The organism is Paenibacillus qinlingensis (genome assembly GCF_031455095.1).
Classification (GTDB): domain Bacteria; phylum Bacillota; class Bacilli; order Paenibacillales; family NBRC-103111; genus Paenibacillus_E; species Paenibacillus_E qinlingensis_A.
This window is the reverse complement of record NZ_JAVDSB010000013.1, coordinates 42,993-63,313: the sequence shown is the minus strand read 5'-3', so window position 1 is coordinate 63,313 and position 20,321 is coordinate 42,993. Positions and strand designations below refer to the sequence as shown.

The following is a 20,321-nucleotide window of genomic DNA, read 5'->3' as shown; positions in this document are numbered from 1 at the left end:
CTCCTCTACATTTGTTAACTTCTACTAACAGTGTAACTGAGTTATAATCATAAATATAATATATGTTTATAATGGATACATATAAATAATATATGAATTCATGAGTAGGAGAATTCGAAATGAATCTACATGCCTTACGCTTATTTCATATCGTTGCTAGTACCGGAAGTGTAACTCGTGCATCAGAATTACTTAACATCAGCCAACCAGCCATAACTGCACAGATTAAGAAATTTGAAAAAGAACTGCTCCTAACGCTGCTCAAGCCCCAAGGAAGAGGAATTGCGTTAACAGATGCAGGTGAAGAAATTGCCTTACTTGCAAAACGACTTTTTGCTGTGGAACAACAAATTGAACGGTATGCTGAAGATTACCGTAACGGCTCCGTTGGATGTATGCGTATAGCCGCGACGTATTTACCTGCTCATTTCCTGATCCCTACCTGGATAGCCCAATTCAAACAACAATTCGAACAAGTCGAAATGATCATTACAACTACGAATTCCAATGACGCTCTTAAACAACTATTGAATGTCGATGTGGATATAGCTATTTATGGGGGAATACCCGAGGAATATTCGGATATGATTCAGACAGAGGAACTATTTCAGGACGAGTTATGGTTCGTCGTTGCACCTAATCATCGGTATGCGAATCAAAATATTTCATTGACTGACATGATGAAGGAACCCTTCGTTATGCGTGAGGAAGGGAGTTCAACTCGAGAGCGATTGTTATCTTTATGTCGCACCTACAATACTTCGCCCCCTACAATCTCTTTGCAATTCAATGGGTTGCATGAAGCTATCACAGCCGTTGTTGCAGGCTATGGTGCCAATTTTGTTTCTTCGTTGGTTGTACGCGAATATGTAAGGCGTGGTGAGTTATGCCGAGTTTTTGTCGAAGGGATTCACTTAACCAACACAATTGCCATATGCACGCGCAAAAATGAACCCTTATCTGCTCCCGCAATGAACTTTATTAAAATGATTCGTCAAAATCCTGTTAGAAGTTAGAAAAAACTTAAAAAGCTGCCGTTTATTATCGGCAGCTTTTTAAGCTTTTGATCTACAGTATTAGCAACTAGCAAGTTTAAAACTCATGTTCTCCTATTGACAACGAACACTTCCATGCCTTACACTAATTTTAGTACCAGATACTAATACTTGATACTAAAAAGGAGTGTCACTCATGTCGTCCTCTATTTCTTTACAAGCGCGAATTTCAGCCATCGGCACCTATGTGCCTGCTTATATTTTAACCAACGAGGAACTCTCCCAAAGCGTGGATACGAACGATGAATGGATTGTCCAACGCACTGGCATTCGGGAGCGCAGAATAGCTGCAGCACATGAGTTCACCAGTCATTTATGTATAGCAGCTGTGCACAATTTGCTTGATCGATACCCGAATTCTCTTGACGAGGTAGACCTCGTCATCGTGTCCACACATACACCAGACTTATCGTCAACGCCTGTTGCCTGTCAGGTTCAGGCCCACTTCGGCATCCAAAACGCGGGAGCCTATGATCTCAATGCGACGTGCGCAGGCTTCGCCTATGCGCTTCATACTGCTAGTGCCTTAGTGTCTGCAGGCGTCCATCACAAAATTCTCGTGATCGGCGGCGATGCGTTGTCCAAGATCACCGATTACACAGACCGATCCACTTGCATCCTTTTCGGTGATGGTGCTGGTGCCGTGGTCGTTGAGCGTGAAGAAGTTAATCCTGCATTCCTCGCTTATCATATGGGATCAGATGGTACAGGGGCTAAGCATGTGTACCGAACAGGACTGGCTACAGAGCTGAATGGCGACCCGTTGCTAGGGGAAGGTAAGCTTGTCCAGAACGGACGCGAAGTGTACCGATTCGCTGTTTCGACCGTACCGGAGGGCATCGAAATGCTGCTGCAAAAGAGCGGCATGCCTCTCGCGGCGATCGATTGGTTCATCCCTCATAGCGCAAACCTGCGTATGATTGACTCGATCTGTGAGAAGAGCGGTATCCCGATTGACAAAGCGCTGTATAGCCTTGAATACTTCGGCAACACTTCCGCGGCGTCTATTCCGTTAGCTCTAGATTTGGGGATTAAAGAAGGAAAAGTACAAACCGGCAATACCTTGTTACTATACGGATTTGGCGGTGGATTAACACACGCCGGAATCCTTGTTCGCTGGGGTTAAGTCTACAGATGCTTCTTATTTATCCATGGCTTAGCCGGTTTACCAACGTTACCTATAACACGTGTAGGCTTGGACCGATTCGTAACTTTTAACATCAGCGCATGTTGATAGTCGCTAATCGTCTTTAAATTATCGGCGATATGGCCTGCTAACTGCTCTGAACTCTCTACATGATCTGCGACAGATTCTATGATTCGACATAGTGCTCGCTGGCTCCGCGCCAGCGAGATCAATATGTGCAGCTCAACATGCTCGCGATTCACAGCTTTCCATCCTCACCAAACGGAAGTAAACCACCAAAACCCATGGCATCATCGGACTCCAAGCCTAAGCCTAAAGCTGAACCGGATGGATGTTTCCCAAGCATCGCCTTCATCTGGTGATTTAACGCATTCTCCAGCTTCGTTATACCGTCAATAAGGTCAATGACGCTCTCATTAATTTCGCCGGTGACGTTCATCTTATGGTCATGCCCCTCCAAATTCGCCGCATTAATATGCTGACAAATCCAGTGTTGCGACTTCGAAGCTTCCACAACTCTCGCTTCCAGCATCAAACTTATTTCATATTGCAGCTTGGCTGTCGCTTCAAGCATCTGCATATAGAGTTCTGTTCTGTCCATGGCCATTCCCTCTATTCCTCATCAGGTACATGTAATTCCTTTATAACTAATTCCGTTTGCATGGCCATAGCTTCTTCTAATTCAGCGAGGCTATTTAAATAGGCCGTTACATTTTTGGTTAATTGTAAAGCCCTCTTCTGAAGCATCCCTAATCCAGCAAACCCAGGATGAGAATCAGGCAGATCTCCTGTAATTGCCGCCATTTGCTTAGACACATGCCGGTGTGTTTCCAATATTCGCCCCATTTGGCTATGTGAAGCTGCAATCTGAGAAATAATCTTCGTGACCCGCTCCTCCATGGTAACTCACTCCTACAACCTTTTTCACACTACGTTATGCAGCTTGTTAGGAATCGGTGCCTAAATAAACCGAAGGGGATCGACCCCCCACTTGTGCATAAACTTCTTGCGATTGCGTCGCAACAGTTCGCGCTTGGATCGACCCATTTTTTTCCGAAAACTAACACTACCGCGATGATACACGAAACAATCGCCTGCGATGAGAAGTCGATAGCCCGCTAGTCGGGCACGGTACGAGAAATCGTCGTCCTCGTAATATCCGGGAGCAAATCTTTCATCCAGTTCACCAATCTGATCATATAGGCTCCGCTTAAATAACAAACAGAATCCTACCAATCGCTTCGTTTCACGCCATTTTCCAGGATTCACCTGACTGTAAATGTGAACCATATTCGATATCCCCGTGAAGGGGATACGTATTTTTTGCCTACTAAAGACATAATTGGAGACAGGACCTACCATGCCGATATCTTCTCGACTGTTTAAGCAGCTAAGCATCTTCGGCAGCCAATTCGGCGTGACAATCGTATCGTTATTCAAGAGCATTAACGTGTCGCCTTCCGCCAAGCGTAAGCCGTAATTACAGGCAGCTGGAAAACCGAGATTAGCGGGCAGCGCAACGAGTTTTATATGTTCATTTCGACAATATCCCATTGTTCCGTCTTGGGAGCCATTATCAACTACGATAATTTCATAAGGCGCAAAGGTATGCTGACGGATGGAAGTGACACAAGCTTTCAACAAGGCTAGACCATTAAACGTAGGAATAATGATGCTCGTTAATTGCAAGTTCATGCCTCCTCACCAAGGTGCCATTTTCAATACCCATAGCCAAATTCCGAATGGAGGGAAGCAGCTCTTCCGCATTAACAATCTTGTCCTCTTCTATGAAAAGCAAGAAGTCCGACCGCGATATCCTCGCAGCCAGAGCTCTTGCGGCATCTCGTTCCATTCGTACGGGAATATGGATCAGAATAGCTCGTGAATGCCTCTTAACCATCTCTAATGTACCGTCTGCTGAGCCGTGAACGATGACGATAATCTCCCTAAGCGGTAAACGTTTTAATGGCTCCAACACATTTACAATCGATGCTTCTGTATTGGAAGTGATGATGACTGCACCGACAGGATGGACACTTGTCCTCATTCTTCGGCTTAGCACGCGCCTTCGTTTAGTAAATCGGGAGGTCACTTTTTTAGAAAGCTTTCGTTTGCGACTCTTCCTGGAGATGACCTGCCCACTTATTCGTTTCTTTCCCAATCGTTTTTCCAACAGGGCTTCACCTCATAACTCATAACATCACTTTAAGCAATCGTTGGATTCGTAAGCTCCCTTGTGTATCCCTCTGCGAAACCGACACCGTAACCCGCTTTATACGATTCATTGAATGCTCGATCATAGGCTAATTGAGCTCTCCTCGCTCTTGGGCTTAGGATGATACGGCGCGGAGCTTTGCGTCGACGAGCTATCATCCGACTCCCTTTGCGTTTAGGAAATCGAATGAGACGACGGACTAATCTGCGTCTCCCCTTACGCCTTGCTAAGGGTCTTAAGCGACGAATGGCACGCCCTTTTCTCCGAACAAGCGTCCTTTTTTTCAGACCTGTTTTCGGGGTCGTTCCCGCTCGCTTCTTCCGAATTTTTCTACTTACGGTCAGCTTCTTAACCTTTTTTTTCGTGATCACGTGCTACACCTCATCTTTCTAAAATGGTCCACCTACTCAGTCCTTATCTAGGCCCGAAAATGACGGAAAGCATCGTAATCAGCCGATTCGTATAGGTGTGATCGCGCATCGTACGATAGAGACCGCGCATGGCAATAAGCTTACGTTCCTCTTCATGAATTAAATAATGATTCATTTTGTGCAGCATTTCTTCTGGTGACGCATACGTCACAATGTCATAGTCTGGCGTATAGAAATTGACTAAATCATCCCGAACGTCCGTCAATTGAAAGGCACCGCAACCAGAGATTTCAAATGTCCTTGGATTAGGCGAAGCAGCGCTAATACGGCGTGAATTGTTGTTATATGCATGGTCATCGAAGGCTCTATGCAGATTTATAACGATTTTGGCACCATTGTAGAACGTGGCTGTTTGATCTGGCGGCATCCAAGTATTTAATTGTATCTGTGGTGCTAATAGCCGATAGTGTTGCAGCCGTTCCCACCAAATGCCTGAGATGATAACACTTTTCGTCGCTAAATAAGGTGCAATTTGATTAAATACACTTACACGATTCCAGTAGGCTGAACCAATAAAACAAATATCACGGTTCCCCCCTTTGGGCACTGGCAATGGACGAAACATCTCTGGTTGAAAAGCGAGTGGTAAATAATGGACCTGACTAGCCCCCATATCCCGATAGAACTGTACACAATTTACTTCCAAGGTAAAAATATAATCATAGTGCGTCGCATAAGCAGCCGTAATATCCGTGTAATAGGGATCATCCGTTAGCCATACCGCGGTGCGAATGCCCATTTGACGTACACGATCCACGATATTCATAGAGAGATTCATTCCCTCTAAGACGATCATCACGTCAGGACGGTGCCTCGCGGCAATCGTTTCGATGCTGGCTTTGGGGCTGCCGATTCGCGTCACATCATGGACTGTGTTACCTATTATTAATTCGCGAACTAAGGGGCGAAGACTGTTAATAACTGCGATATCTAAGGGCTCGTAAGGGTAACCTTTTCCCGATGTAATAAACAATACGCGTACGTCCCATACAGGACTTGGTTGACGGTCACGAACCGCCTTTTGAATAATAGCTTCACATTGTCCAAGTCTGACGCCATTAGCGTGACCTAATTGATAACCCTCGGCAAGTCCGCGTGCTCGTGCATGCGCTGGATTGTTAAATACCACAAACTTCACTCCCTTCTAGGCAAATACAATGTCTAACAACTTAACTAAACGAGAGGCAAACGTATGTTCCATACGTGTTCTTCTCATGCCATTGATGGCAATACGCATCCGATCTTCCTCGTGTATCAAATAATGACTCATTTTATGAAGAAGCTCTCCCGTATGATGGAAAGTTTCAATTTCATGTCCTGGTCGATAATACTGCTCCAGATCCTGACGGAAATCCGTAATTTGCAATGTCCCGCAACCTGCGATCTCATACGTTCGGGGATTAATCGAAAGTCCCGGTATGTTTCTACTATTCTTATTGAACGTGGTATCGTACGTGAGCCGATGGATGTTCAAAACAATTTTGGCGCCGTTATAATACTTAACGGACTCTTCAATCGGAACGAAGTACGCTTTAATCCCATGACGGAGGAGATGATAGTGGGCAAGCCGATCCCAGAGTCCCCCGGCAATAACCACTTTTTTCCCAAGTAAAAAGGGGGTTATCTCATTAAAGAGGGCAATACGGTTAGGAAAGCCCATACCTATGAAGCAAATATCACTTCGGTACGCGGGACCCACAGGTTCAGGTCTAAATACGGCCGGACTAGCTGCCAAAGGCAAGTAGTGCACTTGCCCGCAGCCGATCCCCTGATAGAACGGTACACATGACATTTCATGGGTGAAGACATAATCATAGTGAGGAGCTAAGGCGACGGTTTGATCAGTAAAATAGGGATCGTCCGCAAACCATATAGCGGTGCGTATCCCCATCTGTCTAACCAGATCGATATGATGAGCATGATCAGCTGGAAATACATGAAGACCATTCATGACGAGCACTAAATTCGGTCTAAGCTCTCTGGCCAAGCGGAGCATATCGGCTGCAACAGCTGCATGCATAACACGAACTGTTTGTTGCAAGCCCTGAATAATACCTTGGTCAATGGCATCAAATCCTTGCACAATAAATAACACACTTGCTTCTCGAAGTGGAATCGGTGGCGGGTAGCATGTGTCGAGGGCGAACTGACATCTGCCCATACGATAGCCACTTTCGCGGCCTGCCTGAAAACCTTGACTGCGCCCTTCCGCTATGCGGTTACGAGTTACCATATATCTGTCACCTTCTTAGCCTTAACAGCAGTCTCGTAGTACTCAACCTGTAGAAAGAAATCAAGGGCAGACTTCCAATCTCGCATACGTGCAAACCCACTGGATTGCATGGCTTTGTGCGCAAATGCCGTATACATCGGTCTTTCAGCCGGCGCTGGCGGAAAAGCGTGGGTAGGCACAGCATTGAGCGAAATATGGGCCATCCCAGCCGCTTCCAGGATATGCTTGGCGAATTCGTATCTGGAACATACGCCTTGATTCGAAGCATGATAAAGACCATAGTGATCTGTTTCAATAAGTGAACGAATGAAAATGGCCAGATCCAAGCAATAGGTAGGGGAGCCAAATTGGTCATCCACGATGGAAAGCGTTGCATTTGTGCGTGCTTTTTCCAATACTTTGGTTACAAAGTTTGTTCCTTTCTGGCCGTATAACCAAGAGGTTCGTACAATAAAGTGCCTTCTGCATGTCATAGCAACGAATTTCTCCCCAAGTAGCTTGGATTGCCCATAGCTATTGAGCGGATTAGGCGTATCCGTCTCATCATAGGGACTTCGCTTCGTGCCATCGAACACATAATCCGTGCTGACATAGACGAGCTTAGCTCCAACAATCAAGCAAGCATTCGCAAGATGAAGGGCACCTAAAGCATTCACATGATAGGCGGCTTCCTTCTCGCTTTCAGCTCTATCTACGTTGGTATACGCAGCAGCATGCACAACAACGTCTGGCCGTTCAGTTACTATGCGCTGCATAACTTCATGTTCTTGACTCACATCCAACTTCGCCTTATCCCAAGCGATTACCTCATGCTTAGGGCTCAGCACGCGTTTAAGGTCATACCCAAGCTGCCCGCCGGCACCCGTAATTATGATTTTCAAGTGGGATCAGCTTCTTTATCTTCACGATACGAACCGTCTGCAATACGGGCGTACCACTCGCTTTCTTCCAAATACCAGTTCAACGTCTTTTGCAAGCCGCTTTCAAATGAATAAGCTGGCGTCCACCCTAAGTCGCGACGTATCTTCGAGCTGTTGATGGCGTATCGCCGATCGTGTCCAAGTCGATCCGTAACATAGTGAATCAACGATTCTGGCTTGCCCAACAGTTTCAAAATACGCTGAACAACCTCCAGATTCGTCCGCTCATTCTGACCGCCAACGTTGTACACTTCACCAGGCACGCCAGATGCAATTACACATGCAATAGCAGAACAATGATCGTCTACATACAACCAGTCTCGTACATTTAAGCCATCCCCATAGAGGGGAATCGTTTCATTGCGCAGGGCACGGGTAATCAAAAGTGGGATTAGTTTTTCGGGAAATTGACGGGGACCATAATTGTTGGAGCAGCGTGTGATGATAGCTGGAAATCCATACGTTTCGTAGTAAGCTCTTACTAGCAAATCAGAGCCCGCTTTACTAGCAGAATACGGAGAATTCGGTGCAATTGGTGTTTCTTCACTGAAGGCTCCCTCAGCTCCAAGTGATCCATACACTTCGTCTGTGGATATATGAATAAACTTCTTAACCCCAGCTTGACGAGCGGCTTCAAGCAAGATTTGAGTCCCAACTACATTTGTCTTTACAAAACTACCGGGGTCATGAATACTCCGATCTACATGTGATTCCGCTGCAAAATGAACAACCACATCGACTCCCCGCATCAGTTTCTTCATGAGCGTCGCATCGCCAATATCACCATGAACAAACCGATAGCCGCCCTGCCCCTCTAACATTCTAGTATTGTCCCTATTTCCTGCATACGTGAGTAAATCGACATTGATGACATGATCCTCAGGGTGATGTTTCTTCCAATAATGAATAAAGTTACTTCCTATAAATCCCATGCCGCCAGTTACTAGCAACGATTGCATTAGTTGAACTCCTTCCTAACTAAAAGAGTGGCTTGAAAGAGCGATTCATGTGTCCCCGCGTCAATCCACCATCCTTTCAGAAACATATGAGAAAGTGCGCCTGAAGCTGCATACACATTGTTAACATCTGTGATTTCCATTTCGCCTCTGGCTGAAGGTGACTGTGACTTTACAATGTCAAAGACAGTAGAGTCATATAAATAAATCCCCGTCACGGCGAAAGGAGAGTTCGGATGCTTCGGCTTCTCCTCAATGTAAGCTATATGCTCGTTCTCCATCATCGCTACACCGTATCTACGAGGATCCTCTACTTCTTTCAACAGCACCATAGCTCCCTCAGCTTGTTGGTTATAGGCATGAATGATGGGCTGCAGCGGGTCTTGGAATAAGTTATCTCCTAGAATAACCACGAACTTTTCATCCTTCTCCACAAAATCCTCTGCCAAAGCCAGGGCTTGCGCAATACCTCCTGCTTGATCTTGAATCTTGTAAGTCAAATTAGCGCCGATACTGTCTCCGCTGCCCAGATAATCTACATATAAGCCAGCAGATTGTTTCCCCGTGATAATGAGAATATCCCGAACACCTGCCTGACTTAGCTTATCAATTGCATACTGAATCATGGGCAGATCCCCAACTGGAAGCAAATGTTTATTAATATATTGCGTCAAAGGGCGTAATCGACTTCCTGTTCCTCCTGCAAGTACAACGCCTTTCACAAGTCATCCCCCTTCACGGTCTGTTCATAAGTTAAATATGGTGCGTAGTCACATCCATTTCTACTATCATATGCTATGGTGATAGACGGAAATTGGACGAACATCTCTAAAACGAAAATTGGTCATCTATCTATCAAATACCAAGACAACAAAAAAAACGGTAGTCTCGCATTGGTTGCGAAACTCCGTTTTTTTCCATACTTAACCATTAGTTAATTAGTCTTACCGATGGCAATCCAATTCACTGTACCTTGTTGATCAGGTGAAAACTTGGCTCGGATAATGGACAATACCGCGCTGCCTGTAGACTTTTGACTAACGATGACATAACAGGCTGGATGATTCGTGATGGCCGTTAACACATAATCCGTATTCGCATACTCCTCATCAAATTGGAGAACCAACTCGATGGTTTCATCCTGGATCTTCATAACGAATGGCTCTAAGCCAAATTGCTGCAACACATTTCTTTGACCGGAAGAGGTCCGCACAACACTATCTGCCAACTTCTTCACGCTGATCGACGCATCTGCCACATGTTGATTCGTGATGGCTCCCACTTGCAGCTTAGCGCCATCAACGCTGCCCGCTGCGAGATGAAAATCAGTTACCGCTCCTTGTGCCAGCTTATAGCTGTCTACACTGCCATCAGCTAACTTAGCTGTAAGGATTGCACCATCACTAATTTTGTCGCTATCCACACTGTTAGCAGCTAGCTTCGATCCTGTCACAGCCTCATCCGCCAGGTGCTGCGTACTCACCGTATCCCATACGAGTTTACTGCCGTCCACACTTTGCAAAGCGAGCTTATCACCAGTAACAGCTTCGTCTTGCAGGTGCACACTTCCAATCGCTTTATCCGTAAGCTTGGAACTGTCTACGCTGCTATTTTGCAGCTTCCCTCCATCAATTGAACCTGGAGCTAGATGGCTGTTGGTCACAGAACCTAAGGATAGTTTTAAGCCATCAATGATAAAATCCGATAAATGCTCTCGTTGAATCGCGCCATATATAATTTTAGAGCTATCAACGCTGCCTGATGCCAGCTTAGAAGTATCTATCGCTTGATCAGCTAAATGTTCACTGTTTACAGCGCCTTCTGCCAACTTCGAACCATCAATGCTGCTCGGCGCCAATTTGGCCCCGTATACGGCGTGATCTGCAATATGATAGTTGTGCACAGAACCTGATATCAGTTTGCTGCTGTCTACCGAGTTTACAGCTAACTTTTCATTGTCAATAACGCCGGCCAGGAGATGTTGGTTACTCACGGAACCATGCGCTAGCTTCGTGCCGTTCACCACGCCTGGCAACAGATGTTCGTCGGTTATTGTACCAGGCAAGATTTTCGAGCCGTCTACACTTCCGTTCGCCAGCTTGGTACCAACGACGGCTCCTTCTGCCAAGTGATCGGTATTGATCGCGCGAAATGCCACCTTCGAACTGATCACTGAGCCATCAGCCAAATGCCGTGCAACAACTGTCCCAACCGCCAGCTTGCTGCCATGCACACTTTCGTTGGCTAATTTCGAAGCTGTGATCGACCCATCGATAATGTGCTCGGAATTTACCGCTTTGTTCGAAATCTTGCTACTAATTACACTGCCATTCGCCAGCTTATCCGAAGTCACCACTTCATTCTCAAGTTTTACGTTCGTTATCGCGCCATCTTCAATGGCCCTTGAAGTCACCGATTCCGTCTGCAGTTGTGAGTTGCCTACTGCACCTCTGGCAATCTTCTCTTCCGTGACTGCAGCGTCGGCTAAAATTTCTGTGGTGATTGCGTTTTCCTGCAGTTTACTCCCCACTAGACTTCGATCCTCGAAGACATCCAGGGTGATGGAGCCTTGTGCCAAGTGTTCGGAAGTTATCGACCCTGGTTTAATATGCGTACCTTCGATAATTTCATCTTGCAAATGGCGGGATTCAATGGACATCGGCGCGATTTTCGCCGTTGTTACAGCTTCCTCAGCAAGCTTACTCGTCGTAATGCTTTCTTCCTGTATATGTCTCGTTGTGATGGCTTCGTCTGCAATATGGTTGCGATGAATCGCGTGCAAGTCGATTTGTTTCTCACCAATGGCTCCTTTCGCAATGTGACCCGCAGATATGATCTCTTCCTGCAAATGAGCGGCGAGAATGGTCCTATAAGCAATTTTGCCTGAGGTGATACTCTCATCCTTTATCTTGGAATTGACGACACTTCCCTCAGCCAATTTATCAGTAATGATCGATCCTGCAGCAATCTTCGAGCTGGATACCACATTGTCATCCAGATGCTCCGTCCGTATCATGTGGGAACCAATATGTTTAGAGATGATGGCACCTTGGACAAGTTTATCCGCAGTAACTGCACCGTCTTGCAATTTGCTGCTGGAAATGATCTGATCCATCAAGTGGGCAGACTCAATAGCTTGCGGGATGATATGTTTGCTCGCTACAATCTTCTCACCTAATTTGGCAACGGTAATCGCGCCATCTTGAATGAGCTTCGAATCTATAGCGCCTTCTCCAATATGTTTAGTCCGAATTGCTTGATCAGCAATATGGTAACTAGTTACCTCTGCACCCTCAATATGAATACCTCTCACCGCGGATTGTGTGAGATGAATCGAGTCTACAGCTTGCGGAGCAAGCTTAGCACCTGTCACAGCTTGATCAGTGAGCTTGTCACTGGTAATGGAGTGAGTCTTTACATGATCTGTTTGAATACTCTCAGCTTGGATATGGATTGAACTGATACTGTCCGTCCCCAGTTTATCTTCTGTCACGGCACCTTCTCTAATTTTTGCAGTGGTGATCGCAGCGTCCATGAGCTTTGCCGTATCAATAATATAATTCGCCAAATGCTTCGTCTGTACAGCTCCGCTAAGAATTTTATCCGATGTGATGGCTTGTTGATCAATCAATTCACTAGTAATCATAAGCTCTGATAAATGTTGCGGCAAAATGGCACCGTCCGCCAATTTCGTGGCGTCTATCGATTTATCTGCAATTTTGGCGGTTGTAATGCTGCTATCGAACAGTTTTCCACCAGACAATGTGTTATCTTGGATTTTATCCCCTGCGATGCTGTTTGGTGCAACATGCTCATCATGGATAGCTTCGTTGGCAATTTTCGGGCGGGTTACGCTAGCCTGAGCTAGCTTGGAATATTCGATGGCACCATCCTTGATCGATCTGACGCCAATGCTGAACGGTTTTATCTTCGTTTCATCTATCGCGCGGCTTGCAATTTTATCCCAAGTTACTGCTTCATCGACAATGTCATCTGTATAAACAACCGGGTCAACGAATTTCCCTGTTTTACGCTCCGTTAATAACAATTCAGGTGTGATCTGCTCAGCCACTTTAGAGACATGCAAAACTTTGCCTGACTCTGTCTTGTCTGTCTTGTCTGTCTTCTCTGTCGTCGATGATGGATTGATTTTCGTTATCAGTTTGGGTTGCTCAACCACTTTGTCTTGCTTTATTGGTGCCTCATCGAGCCATTTTAATTCGTTCATATTGGAGTTCACTTTGTGCACGTTCGCTTTCGGGGTCGTGCTGCTCTTACGCTTATTCATATGACTCCTCTCCATTCGCCAAGATTTATCATTGGTAACATATTCAATCCGACCTTAATAAGTACATTAGCCCCCAAAAATGTGCGCTAACCTAGACAAGAGCCGTTGCCTTTAACATTTGACTGTACAAATCTGACCTTACCTCAGCTGCTCTTTTCCATGTAAACAGGTTATCGACCCTTTTGATGCCGTTTTCTCCCATCTTCCGCTGCAGGCTTTCATCTTTCAATAACTGTAGGATACGCGCTGGAAGTTCCGTTTCAATGGCGTCCTTCTCTACTAGATAGCCGGTTTGACCTTCCTCCACAACCTCTTGGATACCGCCTATTCGAGTTGCAACAACAGGGACACCTGTAGCCATAGCCTCTACATTCACAAGACCGAAAGCTTCGTTTCCAACAGAGGGGACAGCAAAAACATCCGCAATACGGACCCATTTCGGCATATCTTGATGCTTCACATACGGAATAAATAGCACATGTTTAGGCATCATTTTCGCCGTTTTAACTAATTTCCTAACATAGGCTGTTACTTTCTTTGATCCATAAAATGCACTCCCTACGATAACAAGCTTGGCGCTTGGTTCACTCTTTATAATCGTTTTCATCGCTTTCAGCAGATGATGCACACCTTTCTTAGGAATCAACCTACCCACATATAAAATAATTTTCCGATGCTCGCAATCTAGTCCTTTGCGCAATTCATTACGAGATTTGATGCCTTCATCCGACCATTTGGATGTGAATTGCGCAACATCAACACCTAAATAATGCGTAACCATTTTATGAGCAGCATTCGGCACTTTTTTTTGCAAAAATCGTTTAAGAAAATCGCTGTTAACAATAATGACGTCAGCATCACGCAAACAAACCGTTAATGATGATTTCGATATATATGGTTTTGTAATAAATGACGTAGAGTGGAGGACGAGACTTATTAGGGCATGAGGATTTCGTTTACGAAGAAAGGGCAGGAAGCGCGGCCGATTATCCACTTGAATAATGCCAGGACTTAAAGAAGAGATTTTTTTACCTACCTGTTTAATATAGGCGGTTTGCCCCTGATAAGGTACTCGCTGATACGAAACACCATGCCTGATATCCTTCCAAGGTTGATAGGATACTTTTCGTCCAAGTACCACGACAGGCATGCTTTTTACCAATTGCTCCCCTGTTTTCTGAACGACTTGCTCAACCGAGCTGCTTGTTCCTGATGGTATAGGAAAGGATCCTGGTGTGACAATGACGAGACGGTTTGATATAGGCTGCCGTATAGTCTTCAAATTCTAAACCTCCTGGATTCAAGGGCTAGGCTCCGCCCCTTTTCGCTGCTTCTTCTATACATATGCGGATAAAGTGGTAAAGCGTAGGCTACTGTCCCTGTTTGACAAGAAAGTATCAGCGTTTGTACAAACAAGTAGCGTTCTTTTTCCATAAACTATGAGTGATTCCGTCTTCGGCAATAAGCAAGCCCCAATGAGAGAGGGAGTGAAGTCAATGAGTAATCCCTATGTGGGTATTTTAGTAAACGATTCCTTGTACGCAGGTATTCCTCTAGGGAACACACAATACGAAGCCATTCGATTTTACGAGGATGCCTGCAACCTCTATGGCCTTACCCCCTGTTACTTCCGAATTCATGATGTTCATATGAAAACAATGAAGGTACATGCCTATGTAAAGGATGGCCAACATTTCAAAAGAAAATGGTCAGATCTCCCGAAAGTCATTCATAATCGCGCTATTTATTTGGATACTTCATCAGCCAAAATTTTGGAAGCATGGAAACAGCAGGGTGTTACCCTCTTTAATCATTGGAACCGCTATAGCAAGATGCGCATACATGAAATTTTATGGAAAAATGAGAGCATTCGCCCCCATCTGCCCTGCAGTTTTCCCGCCACAATTGGAAATGTGAAGGCCATGATGGATTCGTATGACACACTCATTATTAAACCGACTCATTCCAGCATTGGACGCGGTGTGATGAAATTAGCGCGTCAAGGTAACGTGTGGAAACTGCTCTATCCCCTTAATTTAAAACTTACTAATCGGAGCTGGCGAACACTCAAGTTCCGCCATCACTTGCCAGGCATTCTTCAAAGGCGAATTCGTAAGGGCAAATATATGGTTCAGGAATGCCTGCCGCTTGCCACCGTAGATGGCGCTCCTTTTGACCTTCGTATTTCCGTTCAGCGCGGGACCGATGGCGCTTGGGGCGTGACAGGCATCATTGCCAAAGTGGCCGCCCGTAAGCATTTCCTAACGAATGTCGCCCAAGGCGGGCGCGTGGTATCCTTATCCGAAATTCTGAACAACCACTACCCGCAGCTTGATCCAGACGCTGTCTGCCGACAGATGACGAATTTCGCGCTCCAGGTCGCGCAGCATCTAAGCACAGAATTACCGAATTTGGCTGATCTAGGACTGGACATCGCGATGAGGGATGATGGATTCCCTTTGTTTATCGAATGCAATGGGAAGGATCAACGTTACAGTTTTCGGGAAGCAAATATGCAAGAATGTTGGAGGGCCACCTATTTTAACCCTATGGCCTATGCCAAATTCATCTTAGACGGCGGCACGCCACCGTGCTAAGCACATGAATCACGCAAAAAACACCGTACCCCCGAGCATGGACTTAGGGATACGGTGTTTTTTGGCGTGGTGATGCGTGGTGGGGAGAGGGGAAACTTATGGTGCTACTTCTGAGCAGCACTTCGTGGCCTCTTCCACTATGACTACTTCTGTCGGACACTGCTGGCACTTCCACTATGACTACCTTCTACCCGACACTTGATGGCTCCCACCCTGCCACACAGGCCAAATAGCTGGAAAAAGTACAGTTATTTTCTCCATTTCTCGCAATTTTTGCTAAATAGATGGAAAATCTACAGTTAATATCCATCATTCTCCCGAGTCGAGACGAAATCCGAGAATTTAACTTCATATTTTCCAGTTATTTGATATAAATACTAGAATCGAGTGAAATTAGAAGTACATTTTCCAGTTATTCCAAGATCAAGAGACTTACAGCCCAGCCGCCTTATTTCGCGCTAAGCGGAGCCAGCACACGCTGTACCTCAGCGTTCAGCTGCTTCGGATCCGGCGCTGTCACCGGTATATCCTGAAGCTTGTACTTTTGCTTCAGCTTGTAGACTTGGGCCACACTCTGGTCGATCGTGTCCAATGGAATACGCCCCGCTTGCACAGCGGCACGCAAAGCATCAATAACCGCAATCGCTTTCTGCGGATCGTGACCGACCATTACGACATTGGATCCCGCCAGCACAGATTTCACGGCGGCTTCCCCCATTTCATAATTTTCCGCAATAGCGCCCATTGTCATATCATCGGTCATAATAAGTCCCTGGAAGCCAAGCTCCTTGCGCAAAAGATCCGTCATGATGGTCTTCGACATCGATGCTGGGTATTTCGTATCTATTTTGGGCAGCAAAATATGCGCAACCATAATGGCATCCGCCTGATGCTTAATCGCATCTGCGAAAGGGATCAGCTCAAGCTTTCGCAGACGAGCAAGGTCATTTTGAACAACAGGCAAACCAATATGTGAATCTACAGAAGTATCACCATGCCCCGGGAAATGCTTTACCACTGGAACGACCTTCATCTCTTGTATGCCATTCATCATCGGAATACCGAAGCTGCTGACGAGTGTTGCATTCGCACCAAAAGAGCGATCACCGATGACTGGATTATTAGGATTACTATTTATATCCAAATCAGGTGCAAAATCCATATTAAGCCCATAGGCATTTAGCTCTTTCCCGAGCAATTGACCGATACTCCGGGCCAGTTGCGTTTTGCCGGATTTGCCGATCGTCTGACTAGTCGGTGTTTTCTTAATTTCGTCAGGCAGACGTGTTACTCGGCCACCTTCTTCATCCACTCCAAGCCAGAGCGGGAGCTTGTTGGCCGTATTCGTCTTTTTCAACTCATTGACGAGTCCAACCAGTTGATTGGTATCCTTCACATTCGGTTTATACAAAATAATACCGCCAACATGATAGGTTGTAAGCAAGTTTCTTGCTTCCTCATTCATCGTGTAACCATCGATACCTGCAATAATCATCTGACCCAGCTTTTCCTCCAAAGACATCTTTGGAAAACTTATCGAAGCTGCAGGGGTAGGAGAAGGGGTAGCAGCAATTGTTGGTGTAGGAGAAACAGTTGGATCGACCGACGGTGAGACACTCGCCTGCGGTGTACTGGAAACAGGGGATCCACTTGGCTGAGCTCCATGTTGTGACGTACATCCCGTAATCAAAAGCATAAGTACCCCTACGCTTCCAATTCGACGCATACTATTGAATAACGCTCGTTTCATATCATCGCCTGCCTTTACATTCACAATCAATTCTATAGAGTAGACGCTCTATCCCTAGAATTCGTTGAATCAACGCTTTATTCACTGCGAAGCTCTTGCAAGAAACAATGCCACATCACATAAATGCCATAGGCTCCTAAATAAGCACCAGTAAATAGAAATAGCTTGTTTGTAAAAATAACATGGATATTCGTCATGAAAACTGTATCATCCCGAAGGATCTGGTACACGTTCACAGCGATGATTGAACCCACGACATAAGCGCTCAACACAGCTGCACCTGAGAATACAGGTTTGAAAGATTGCAGTACCCAAGAACTGCACAACATAACTAGTGGAATCAAAATAACAAATAAAACGATTATAATCGACATTGTCGCTTTCACCTCTTCAACAGCATTGACGATTTTGCTGTCGAAAATACAAAAATCTTCCGCGCTTTAGCGATGGATTTGTACAATCGGCAATTGATTCTTTTACCTTTCTGTGGCAAGATTAGCGAAGAACCGCTAATAGGAAACTTTGGGCGAAAATCCAAGTCCCTCCTAACCAACGAATGAACAGGAGTTTATGATCTATGTCTAAACCTTTTTTCCGATTACTGACCGAATTGTCTTCACGCAAATGGGTTTCTCAATTGACAGGTGCCCTTGCCCGTTCCAAAATTAGCCGGCTATTTATCCCGCGGTTTGCCCAAACCTATGGGATTCCTATTGAAGACGCTGAGAAGCATATCAAAGAGTATAAATCCTTGAACGATTTCTTTACTCGCCGATTGAAACCAGGTTTGCGCCCGATCCACGAAGATACGACCCGCGTTGTAAGTCCTGTTGATGCTATGATTACAGGTATTGGTGACATCAAAGAGGGCCTAATCGTCAATGTCAAAGGCCAAGACTATACCATTGATGAGCTGCTTAATCGTTCACCGCGCACCGTCAATTACAATAACGGTTTTTATTTCGTTTTGTACTTGAGCCCAACGGACTATCACCGGATCCATACACCAATTTCAGGTGAGATTCTGGAGAAAGAGCATGTCCTCGGGAAAGTGTATCCCGTGAATGAGTTTGGCTTACGTCATATGAAGCGCGTGCTTAGCCGCAACGAACGATTAATTACCTTCATTCAACATGCAACCGGTGAAGTAGCTGTCGTGAAAGTAGGCGCACTGAATGTAAGCTCTATTCAATATGTAACACCGCTTCCGAATAAACTTGAACGTGGTCAAGAGCTCGCCTATTTCGAGTTCGGCTCTACGGTCGTTTTGCTATTTGAAGATGGCATGTTCGAACCACGTACGGATCTTAAGTTAGGCTCCAAAGTAAAAATGGGCGAAGACATCGGACGTTTTTTAGACACCTAGTCGGGAATCAGAACCTGAGAGGAGATTACCATGGCATCCATTTCAACAACGTCTCCTAGTTCTAGCGCGAAGAGCTTGCAAGGAACAGGAGATATCAAACCTACGGTTTACCGGATTTTACTCGCAATCGGGCTCGTTCATTTGCTGAATGATTCCATTCAATCTGTTATTCCAGCTATTTTCCCCATTTTAAAAAGTGAAATGGGGCTTAGCTACACGCAAGTCGGCTGGGTACAGTTCGCCATTAACTTTACAGCCTCCATTATGCAGCCTGTTGTCGGTCTCTACACGGATCGGAAGCCATCTCCTTACATTTTGCCCATTGGGATGACATCGACCTTAATCGGAATGCTGCTGCTTGCTTTCGCTCATTCGTATTGGGTTGTGCTCTTGTCTGTCTGTTTTGTCGGACTAGGCTCGGCTGCCTTCCATCCAGAAGGATCTCGCGTGTCACACATGGCTGCTGGAAACCGTAAAGGCTTGGCCCAATCGATTTTCCAAGTCGGCGGCAACGCCGGGCAATCCTTGGCTCCGATTATGACCAAATGGATTTTCATTCCGCTGGGATTGTTTGGATCAATCTGGTTTACTGGTGTCGCGGCTATCGCCATTGCCGTACAGTTGTACATAGCGCGTTGGTATAAGGTTGTGCTTCAGGAAGCGCCTGTGAAGGCCAAAACTGTCGTAAAACGTGTGGTTAATCCGCAGCGACGTAAGCAAGTCATGTTTGCTATTAGTGTATTGATTTTCCTTGTGTTTGTTCGTTCTTGGTACGGCGCAGCAATGAGCGGCTACTTCGCTTTCTTTCTACAAGATACGTATGGCATCTCTATTGACCGCGCACAGAATTTCATTTTCTTATTCCTAGCGGCTGGAGCTGTCGGCACGTTCTTTGGCGGACCGATCGCAGATCGCTTCGGTAAGCGTAATGTTATTTTCTTTTCCATGTTAGGATCTGCGCCATTCGCTTTGTTACTGCCGCATGTGTCCGTTGCTTGGGCATACGTGCTGCTGGTTCTTATTGGTGTCATCCTGTTATCTAGCTTCTCGGTTACCGTCATTTATGCCCAAATGCTGTTCCCTGGCAAAGTAGGAACCGTATCCGGCCTAATCACTGGATTAGCCTTCGGCCTTGGCGGTATTGGCAGCGTCGTATTAGGCAACCTGTGTGATGCCATTGGAACCACACGCGTCATGGAGCTATGTGCATTCTTGCCCCTGCTTGGGATCCTTACTTTCCTGCTTCCGACAGACCGTAAGCTGAAAGAATGGACAGAAGAACATGCGTAAAGATTACCACTGATGCGACTCGCAAATTAAAATAAAAAAAGCAGTTCAGGCACCACGCTGGATCAGCGTTGTA

20 protein-coding genes are annotated in these 20,321 nt (G+C 45.7%); 5 read left to right on the top strand and 15 right to left on the bottom strand.

Features of this window, described 5'->3' with window-relative positions:
- Positions 1 to 119: 119 nt before the first annotated feature.
- Positions 120 to 1,016, top strand: a complete 897-nt coding sequence (locus tag J2736_RS25395) for a LysR family transcriptional regulator (protein ID WP_310501389.1) — start codon at positions 120 to 122, stop codon at positions 1,014 to 1,016.
- A 175-nt stretch (positions 1,017 to 1,191) separates the two neighbouring features.
- The gene (locus J2736_RS25390; RefSeq protein ID WP_310501388.1) at positions 1,192 to 2,181 is read left to right on the top strand and encodes a ketoacyl-ACP synthase III; all 990 of its coding nucleotides are present in this window, start codon (positions 1,192 to 1,194) and stop codon (positions 2,179 to 2,181) included.
- 2 nt (positions 2,182 to 2,183) lie between these two features.
- On the opposite strand, the gene J2736_RS25385 is transcribed toward J2736_RS25390, so the two are convergent.
- The 13 genes from J2736_RS25385 to J2736_RS25325 all read right to left on the bottom strand — a co-directional run bounded on the left by J2736_RS25385 (position 2,184) and on the right by J2736_RS25325 (position 14,527).
- Complete coding sequence (locus J2736_RS25385; protein ID WP_310501387.1) at positions 2,184 to 2,444, bottom strand: hypothetical protein; 261 nt, start codon at positions 2,442 to 2,444, stop codon at positions 2,184 to 2,186.
- Entirely contained in the window at positions 2,441 to 2,803 is a 363-nt protein-coding gene (locus J2736_RS25380; RefSeq protein WP_310501386.1) for a restriction endonuclease subunit S, read from the bottom strand. Before J2736_RS25380 ends, J2736_RS25385 begins: the two co-directional genes overlap by 4 nt.
- 11 nt (positions 2,804 to 2,814) lie before the next feature.
- Positions 2,815 to 3,102, bottom strand: a complete 288-nt coding sequence (locus J2736_RS25375; RefSeq protein WP_310501385.1) for a nucleoside-diphosphate sugar epimerase — start codon at positions 3,100 to 3,102, stop codon at positions 2,815 to 2,817.
- A 60-nt stretch (positions 3,103 to 3,162) separates the two neighbouring features.
- On the bottom strand, positions 3,163 to 3,897 hold the full coding sequence (locus J2736_RS25370; RefSeq protein WP_310501384.1) for a glycosyltransferase family 2 protein: 735 nt from the start codon (positions 3,895 to 3,897) through the stop codon (positions 3,163 to 3,165).
- Positions 3,857 to 4,249 carry a glycosyltransferase gene (locus tag J2736_RS25365; protein ID WP_310501383.1) on the bottom strand — a complete coding sequence of 131 codons (393 nt, stop codon included), beginning with the start codon at positions 4,247 to 4,249 and terminating at the stop codon, positions 3,857 to 3,859. Before J2736_RS25365 ends, J2736_RS25370 begins: the two co-directional genes overlap by 41 nt.
- Positions 4,250 to 4,407: 158 nt before the next feature.
- The gene (locus J2736_RS25360) at positions 4,408 to 4,788 is read right to left on the bottom strand and encodes a hypothetical protein (RefSeq protein ID WP_310501382.1); all 381 of its coding nucleotides are present in this window, start codon (positions 4,786 to 4,788) and stop codon (positions 4,408 to 4,410) included.
- Between the two features lie 43 nt (positions 4,789 to 4,831).
- Positions 4,832 to 5,977, bottom strand: coding sequence for a CgeB family protein (locus J2736_RS25355; RefSeq protein ID WP_310501381.1), 1,146 nt, complete (start codon positions 5,975 to 5,977; stop codon positions 4,832 to 4,834).
- A 15-nt stretch (positions 5,978 to 5,992) separates the two neighbouring features.
- Positions 5,993 to 7,081, bottom strand: a complete 1,089-nt coding sequence (locus J2736_RS25350; protein WP_310501380.1) for a CgeB family protein — start codon at positions 7,079 to 7,081, stop codon at positions 5,993 to 5,995.
- Positions 7,075 to 7,962 (bottom strand): dTDP-4-dehydrorhamnose reductase, encoded by an 888-nt coding sequence (gene rfbD / locus J2736_RS25345; RefSeq protein ID WP_310501379.1) that lies wholly within the window; start codon positions 7,960 to 7,962, stop codon positions 7,075 to 7,077. Before rfbD ends, J2736_RS25350 begins: the two co-directional genes overlap by 7 nt.
- Positions 7,959 to 8,960 carry a dTDP-glucose 4,6-dehydratase gene (gene rfbB / locus J2736_RS25340; protein ID WP_310501378.1) on the bottom strand — a complete coding sequence of 334 codons (1,002 nt, stop codon included), beginning with the start codon at positions 8,958 to 8,960 and terminating at the stop codon, positions 7,959 to 7,961. The genes rfbD and rfbB overlap by 4 nt, the downstream gene beginning before the upstream one ends.
- Positions 8,960 to 9,679 carry a sugar phosphate nucleotidyltransferase gene (locus J2736_RS25335; RefSeq protein WP_310501377.1) on the bottom strand — a complete coding sequence of 240 codons (720 nt, stop codon included), beginning with the start codon at positions 9,677 to 9,679 and terminating at the stop codon, positions 8,960 to 8,962. Before J2736_RS25335 ends, rfbB begins: the two co-directional genes overlap by 1 nt.
- Positions 9,680 to 9,891: 212 nt before the next feature.
- Positions 9,892 to 13,245: a WIAG-tail domain gene (locus tag J2736_RS25330; protein WP_310501376.1), complete on the bottom strand. Its 3,354-nt coding sequence runs from the start codon at positions 13,243 to 13,245 to the stop codon at positions 9,892 to 9,894.
- Between the two features lie 91 nt (positions 13,246 to 13,336).
- Complete coding sequence (locus J2736_RS25325) at positions 13,337 to 14,527, bottom strand: glycosyltransferase family 4 protein (RefSeq protein ID WP_310501375.1); 1,191 nt, start codon at positions 14,525 to 14,527, stop codon at positions 13,337 to 13,339.
- Positions 14,528 to 14,741: 214 nt separating this feature from the next.
- Between J2736_RS25325 and J2736_RS25320 the strand changes: the two genes are divergently transcribed.
- Positions 14,742 to 15,842, top strand: a complete 1,101-nt coding sequence (locus J2736_RS25320; protein WP_310501374.1) for a YheC/YheD family endospore coat-associated protein — start codon at positions 14,742 to 14,744, stop codon at positions 15,840 to 15,842.
- Positions 15,843 to 16,290: 448 nt separating this feature from the next.
- Here the strand turns inward: J2736_RS25320 and nagZ are convergent, their stop codons facing one another.
- A complete protein-coding gene (gene nagZ, locus J2736_RS25315) occupies positions 16,291 to 17,592 on the bottom strand; it encodes a beta-N-acetylhexosaminidase (protein WP_310501373.1) in 1,302 nt (433 codons plus the stop codon).
- A 77-nt stretch (positions 17,593 to 17,669) separates the two neighbouring features.
- Positions 17,670 to 17,966 carry a transposase gene (locus tag J2736_RS25310; RefSeq protein ID WP_310501372.1) on the bottom strand — a complete coding sequence of 99 codons (297 nt, stop codon included), beginning with the start codon at positions 17,964 to 17,966 and terminating at the stop codon, positions 17,670 to 17,672.
- Between the two features lie 203 nt (positions 17,967 to 18,169).
- Between J2736_RS25310 and asd the strand changes: the two genes are divergently transcribed.
- Together asd and J2736_RS25300 are read left to right on the top strand one after the other, a co-directional pair.
- A complete protein-coding gene (gene asd / locus J2736_RS25305) occupies positions 18,170 to 18,958 on the top strand; it encodes an archaetidylserine decarboxylase (RefSeq protein WP_310501371.1) in 789 nt (262 codons plus the stop codon).
- Positions 18,959 to 18,988: 30 nt separating this feature from the next.
- Entirely contained in the window at positions 18,989 to 20,248 is a 1,260-nt protein-coding gene (locus J2736_RS25300; protein ID WP_310501370.1) for an MFS transporter, read from the top strand.
- The last annotated feature ends 73 nt before the right edge of the window (positions 20,249 to 20,321 follow it).

What these genes read in the sequence shown, in the direction of transcription:
- J2736_RS25350 (WP_310501380.1), bottom strand. Translation starts at nt 7,081, where the DNA reads ATGGTAACTCGTAACCGCATAGCGGAAGGGCGCAGTCAAGGTTTTCAG.
- J2736_RS25395 (WP_310501389.1), top strand. Translation starts at nt 120, where the DNA reads ATGAATCTACATGCCTTACGCTTATTTCATATCGTTGCTAGTACCGGA.
- J2736_RS25300 (WP_310501370.1), top strand. Translation starts at nt 18,989, where the DNA reads ATGGCATCCATTTCAACAACGTCTCCTAGTTCTAGCGCGAAGAGCTTG.
- J2736_RS25380 (WP_310501386.1), bottom strand. Translation starts at nt 2,803, where the DNA reads ATGGACAGAACAGAACTCTATATGCAGATGCTTGAAGCGACAGCCAAG.
- J2736_RS25390 (WP_310501388.1), top strand. Translation starts at nt 1,192, where the DNA reads ATGTCGTCCTCTATTTCTTTACAAGCGCGAATTTCAGCCATCGGCACC.
- J2736_RS25370 (WP_310501384.1), bottom strand. Translation starts at nt 3,897, where the DNA reads ATGAACTTGCAATTAACGAGCATCATTATTCCTACGTTTAATGGTCTA.
- nagZ (WP_310501373.1), bottom strand. Translation starts at nt 17,592, where the DNA reads ATGAAACGAGCGTTATTCAATAGTATGCGTCGAATTGGAAGCGTAGGG.
- J2736_RS25365 (WP_310501383.1), bottom strand. Translation starts at nt 4,249, where the DNA reads ATGAGGACAAGTGTCCATCCTGTCGGTGCAGTCATCATCACTTCCAAT.
- J2736_RS25330 (WP_310501376.1), bottom strand. Translation starts at nt 13,245, where the DNA reads ATGAATAAGCGTAAGAGCAGCACGACCCCGAAAGCGAACGTGCACAAA.
- J2736_RS25310 (WP_310501372.1), bottom strand. Translation starts at nt 17,966, where the DNA reads ATGTCGATTATAATCGTTTTATTTGTTATTTTGATTCCACTAGTTATG.
- J2736_RS25375 (WP_310501385.1), bottom strand. Translation starts at nt 3,102, where the DNA reads ATGGAGGAGCGGGTCACGAAGATTATTTCTCAGATTGCAGCTTCACAT.
- rfbB (WP_310501378.1), bottom strand. Translation starts at nt 8,960, where the DNA reads ATGCAATCGTTGCTAGTAACTGGCGGCATGGGATTTATAGGAAGTAAC.
- asd (WP_310501371.1), top strand. Translation starts at nt 18,170, where the DNA reads ATGTCTAAACCTTTTTTCCGATTACTGACCGAATTGTCTTCACGCAAA.
- J2736_RS25320 (WP_310501374.1), top strand. Translation starts at nt 14,742, where the DNA reads ATGAGTAATCCCTATGTGGGTATTTTAGTAAACGATTCCTTGTACGCA.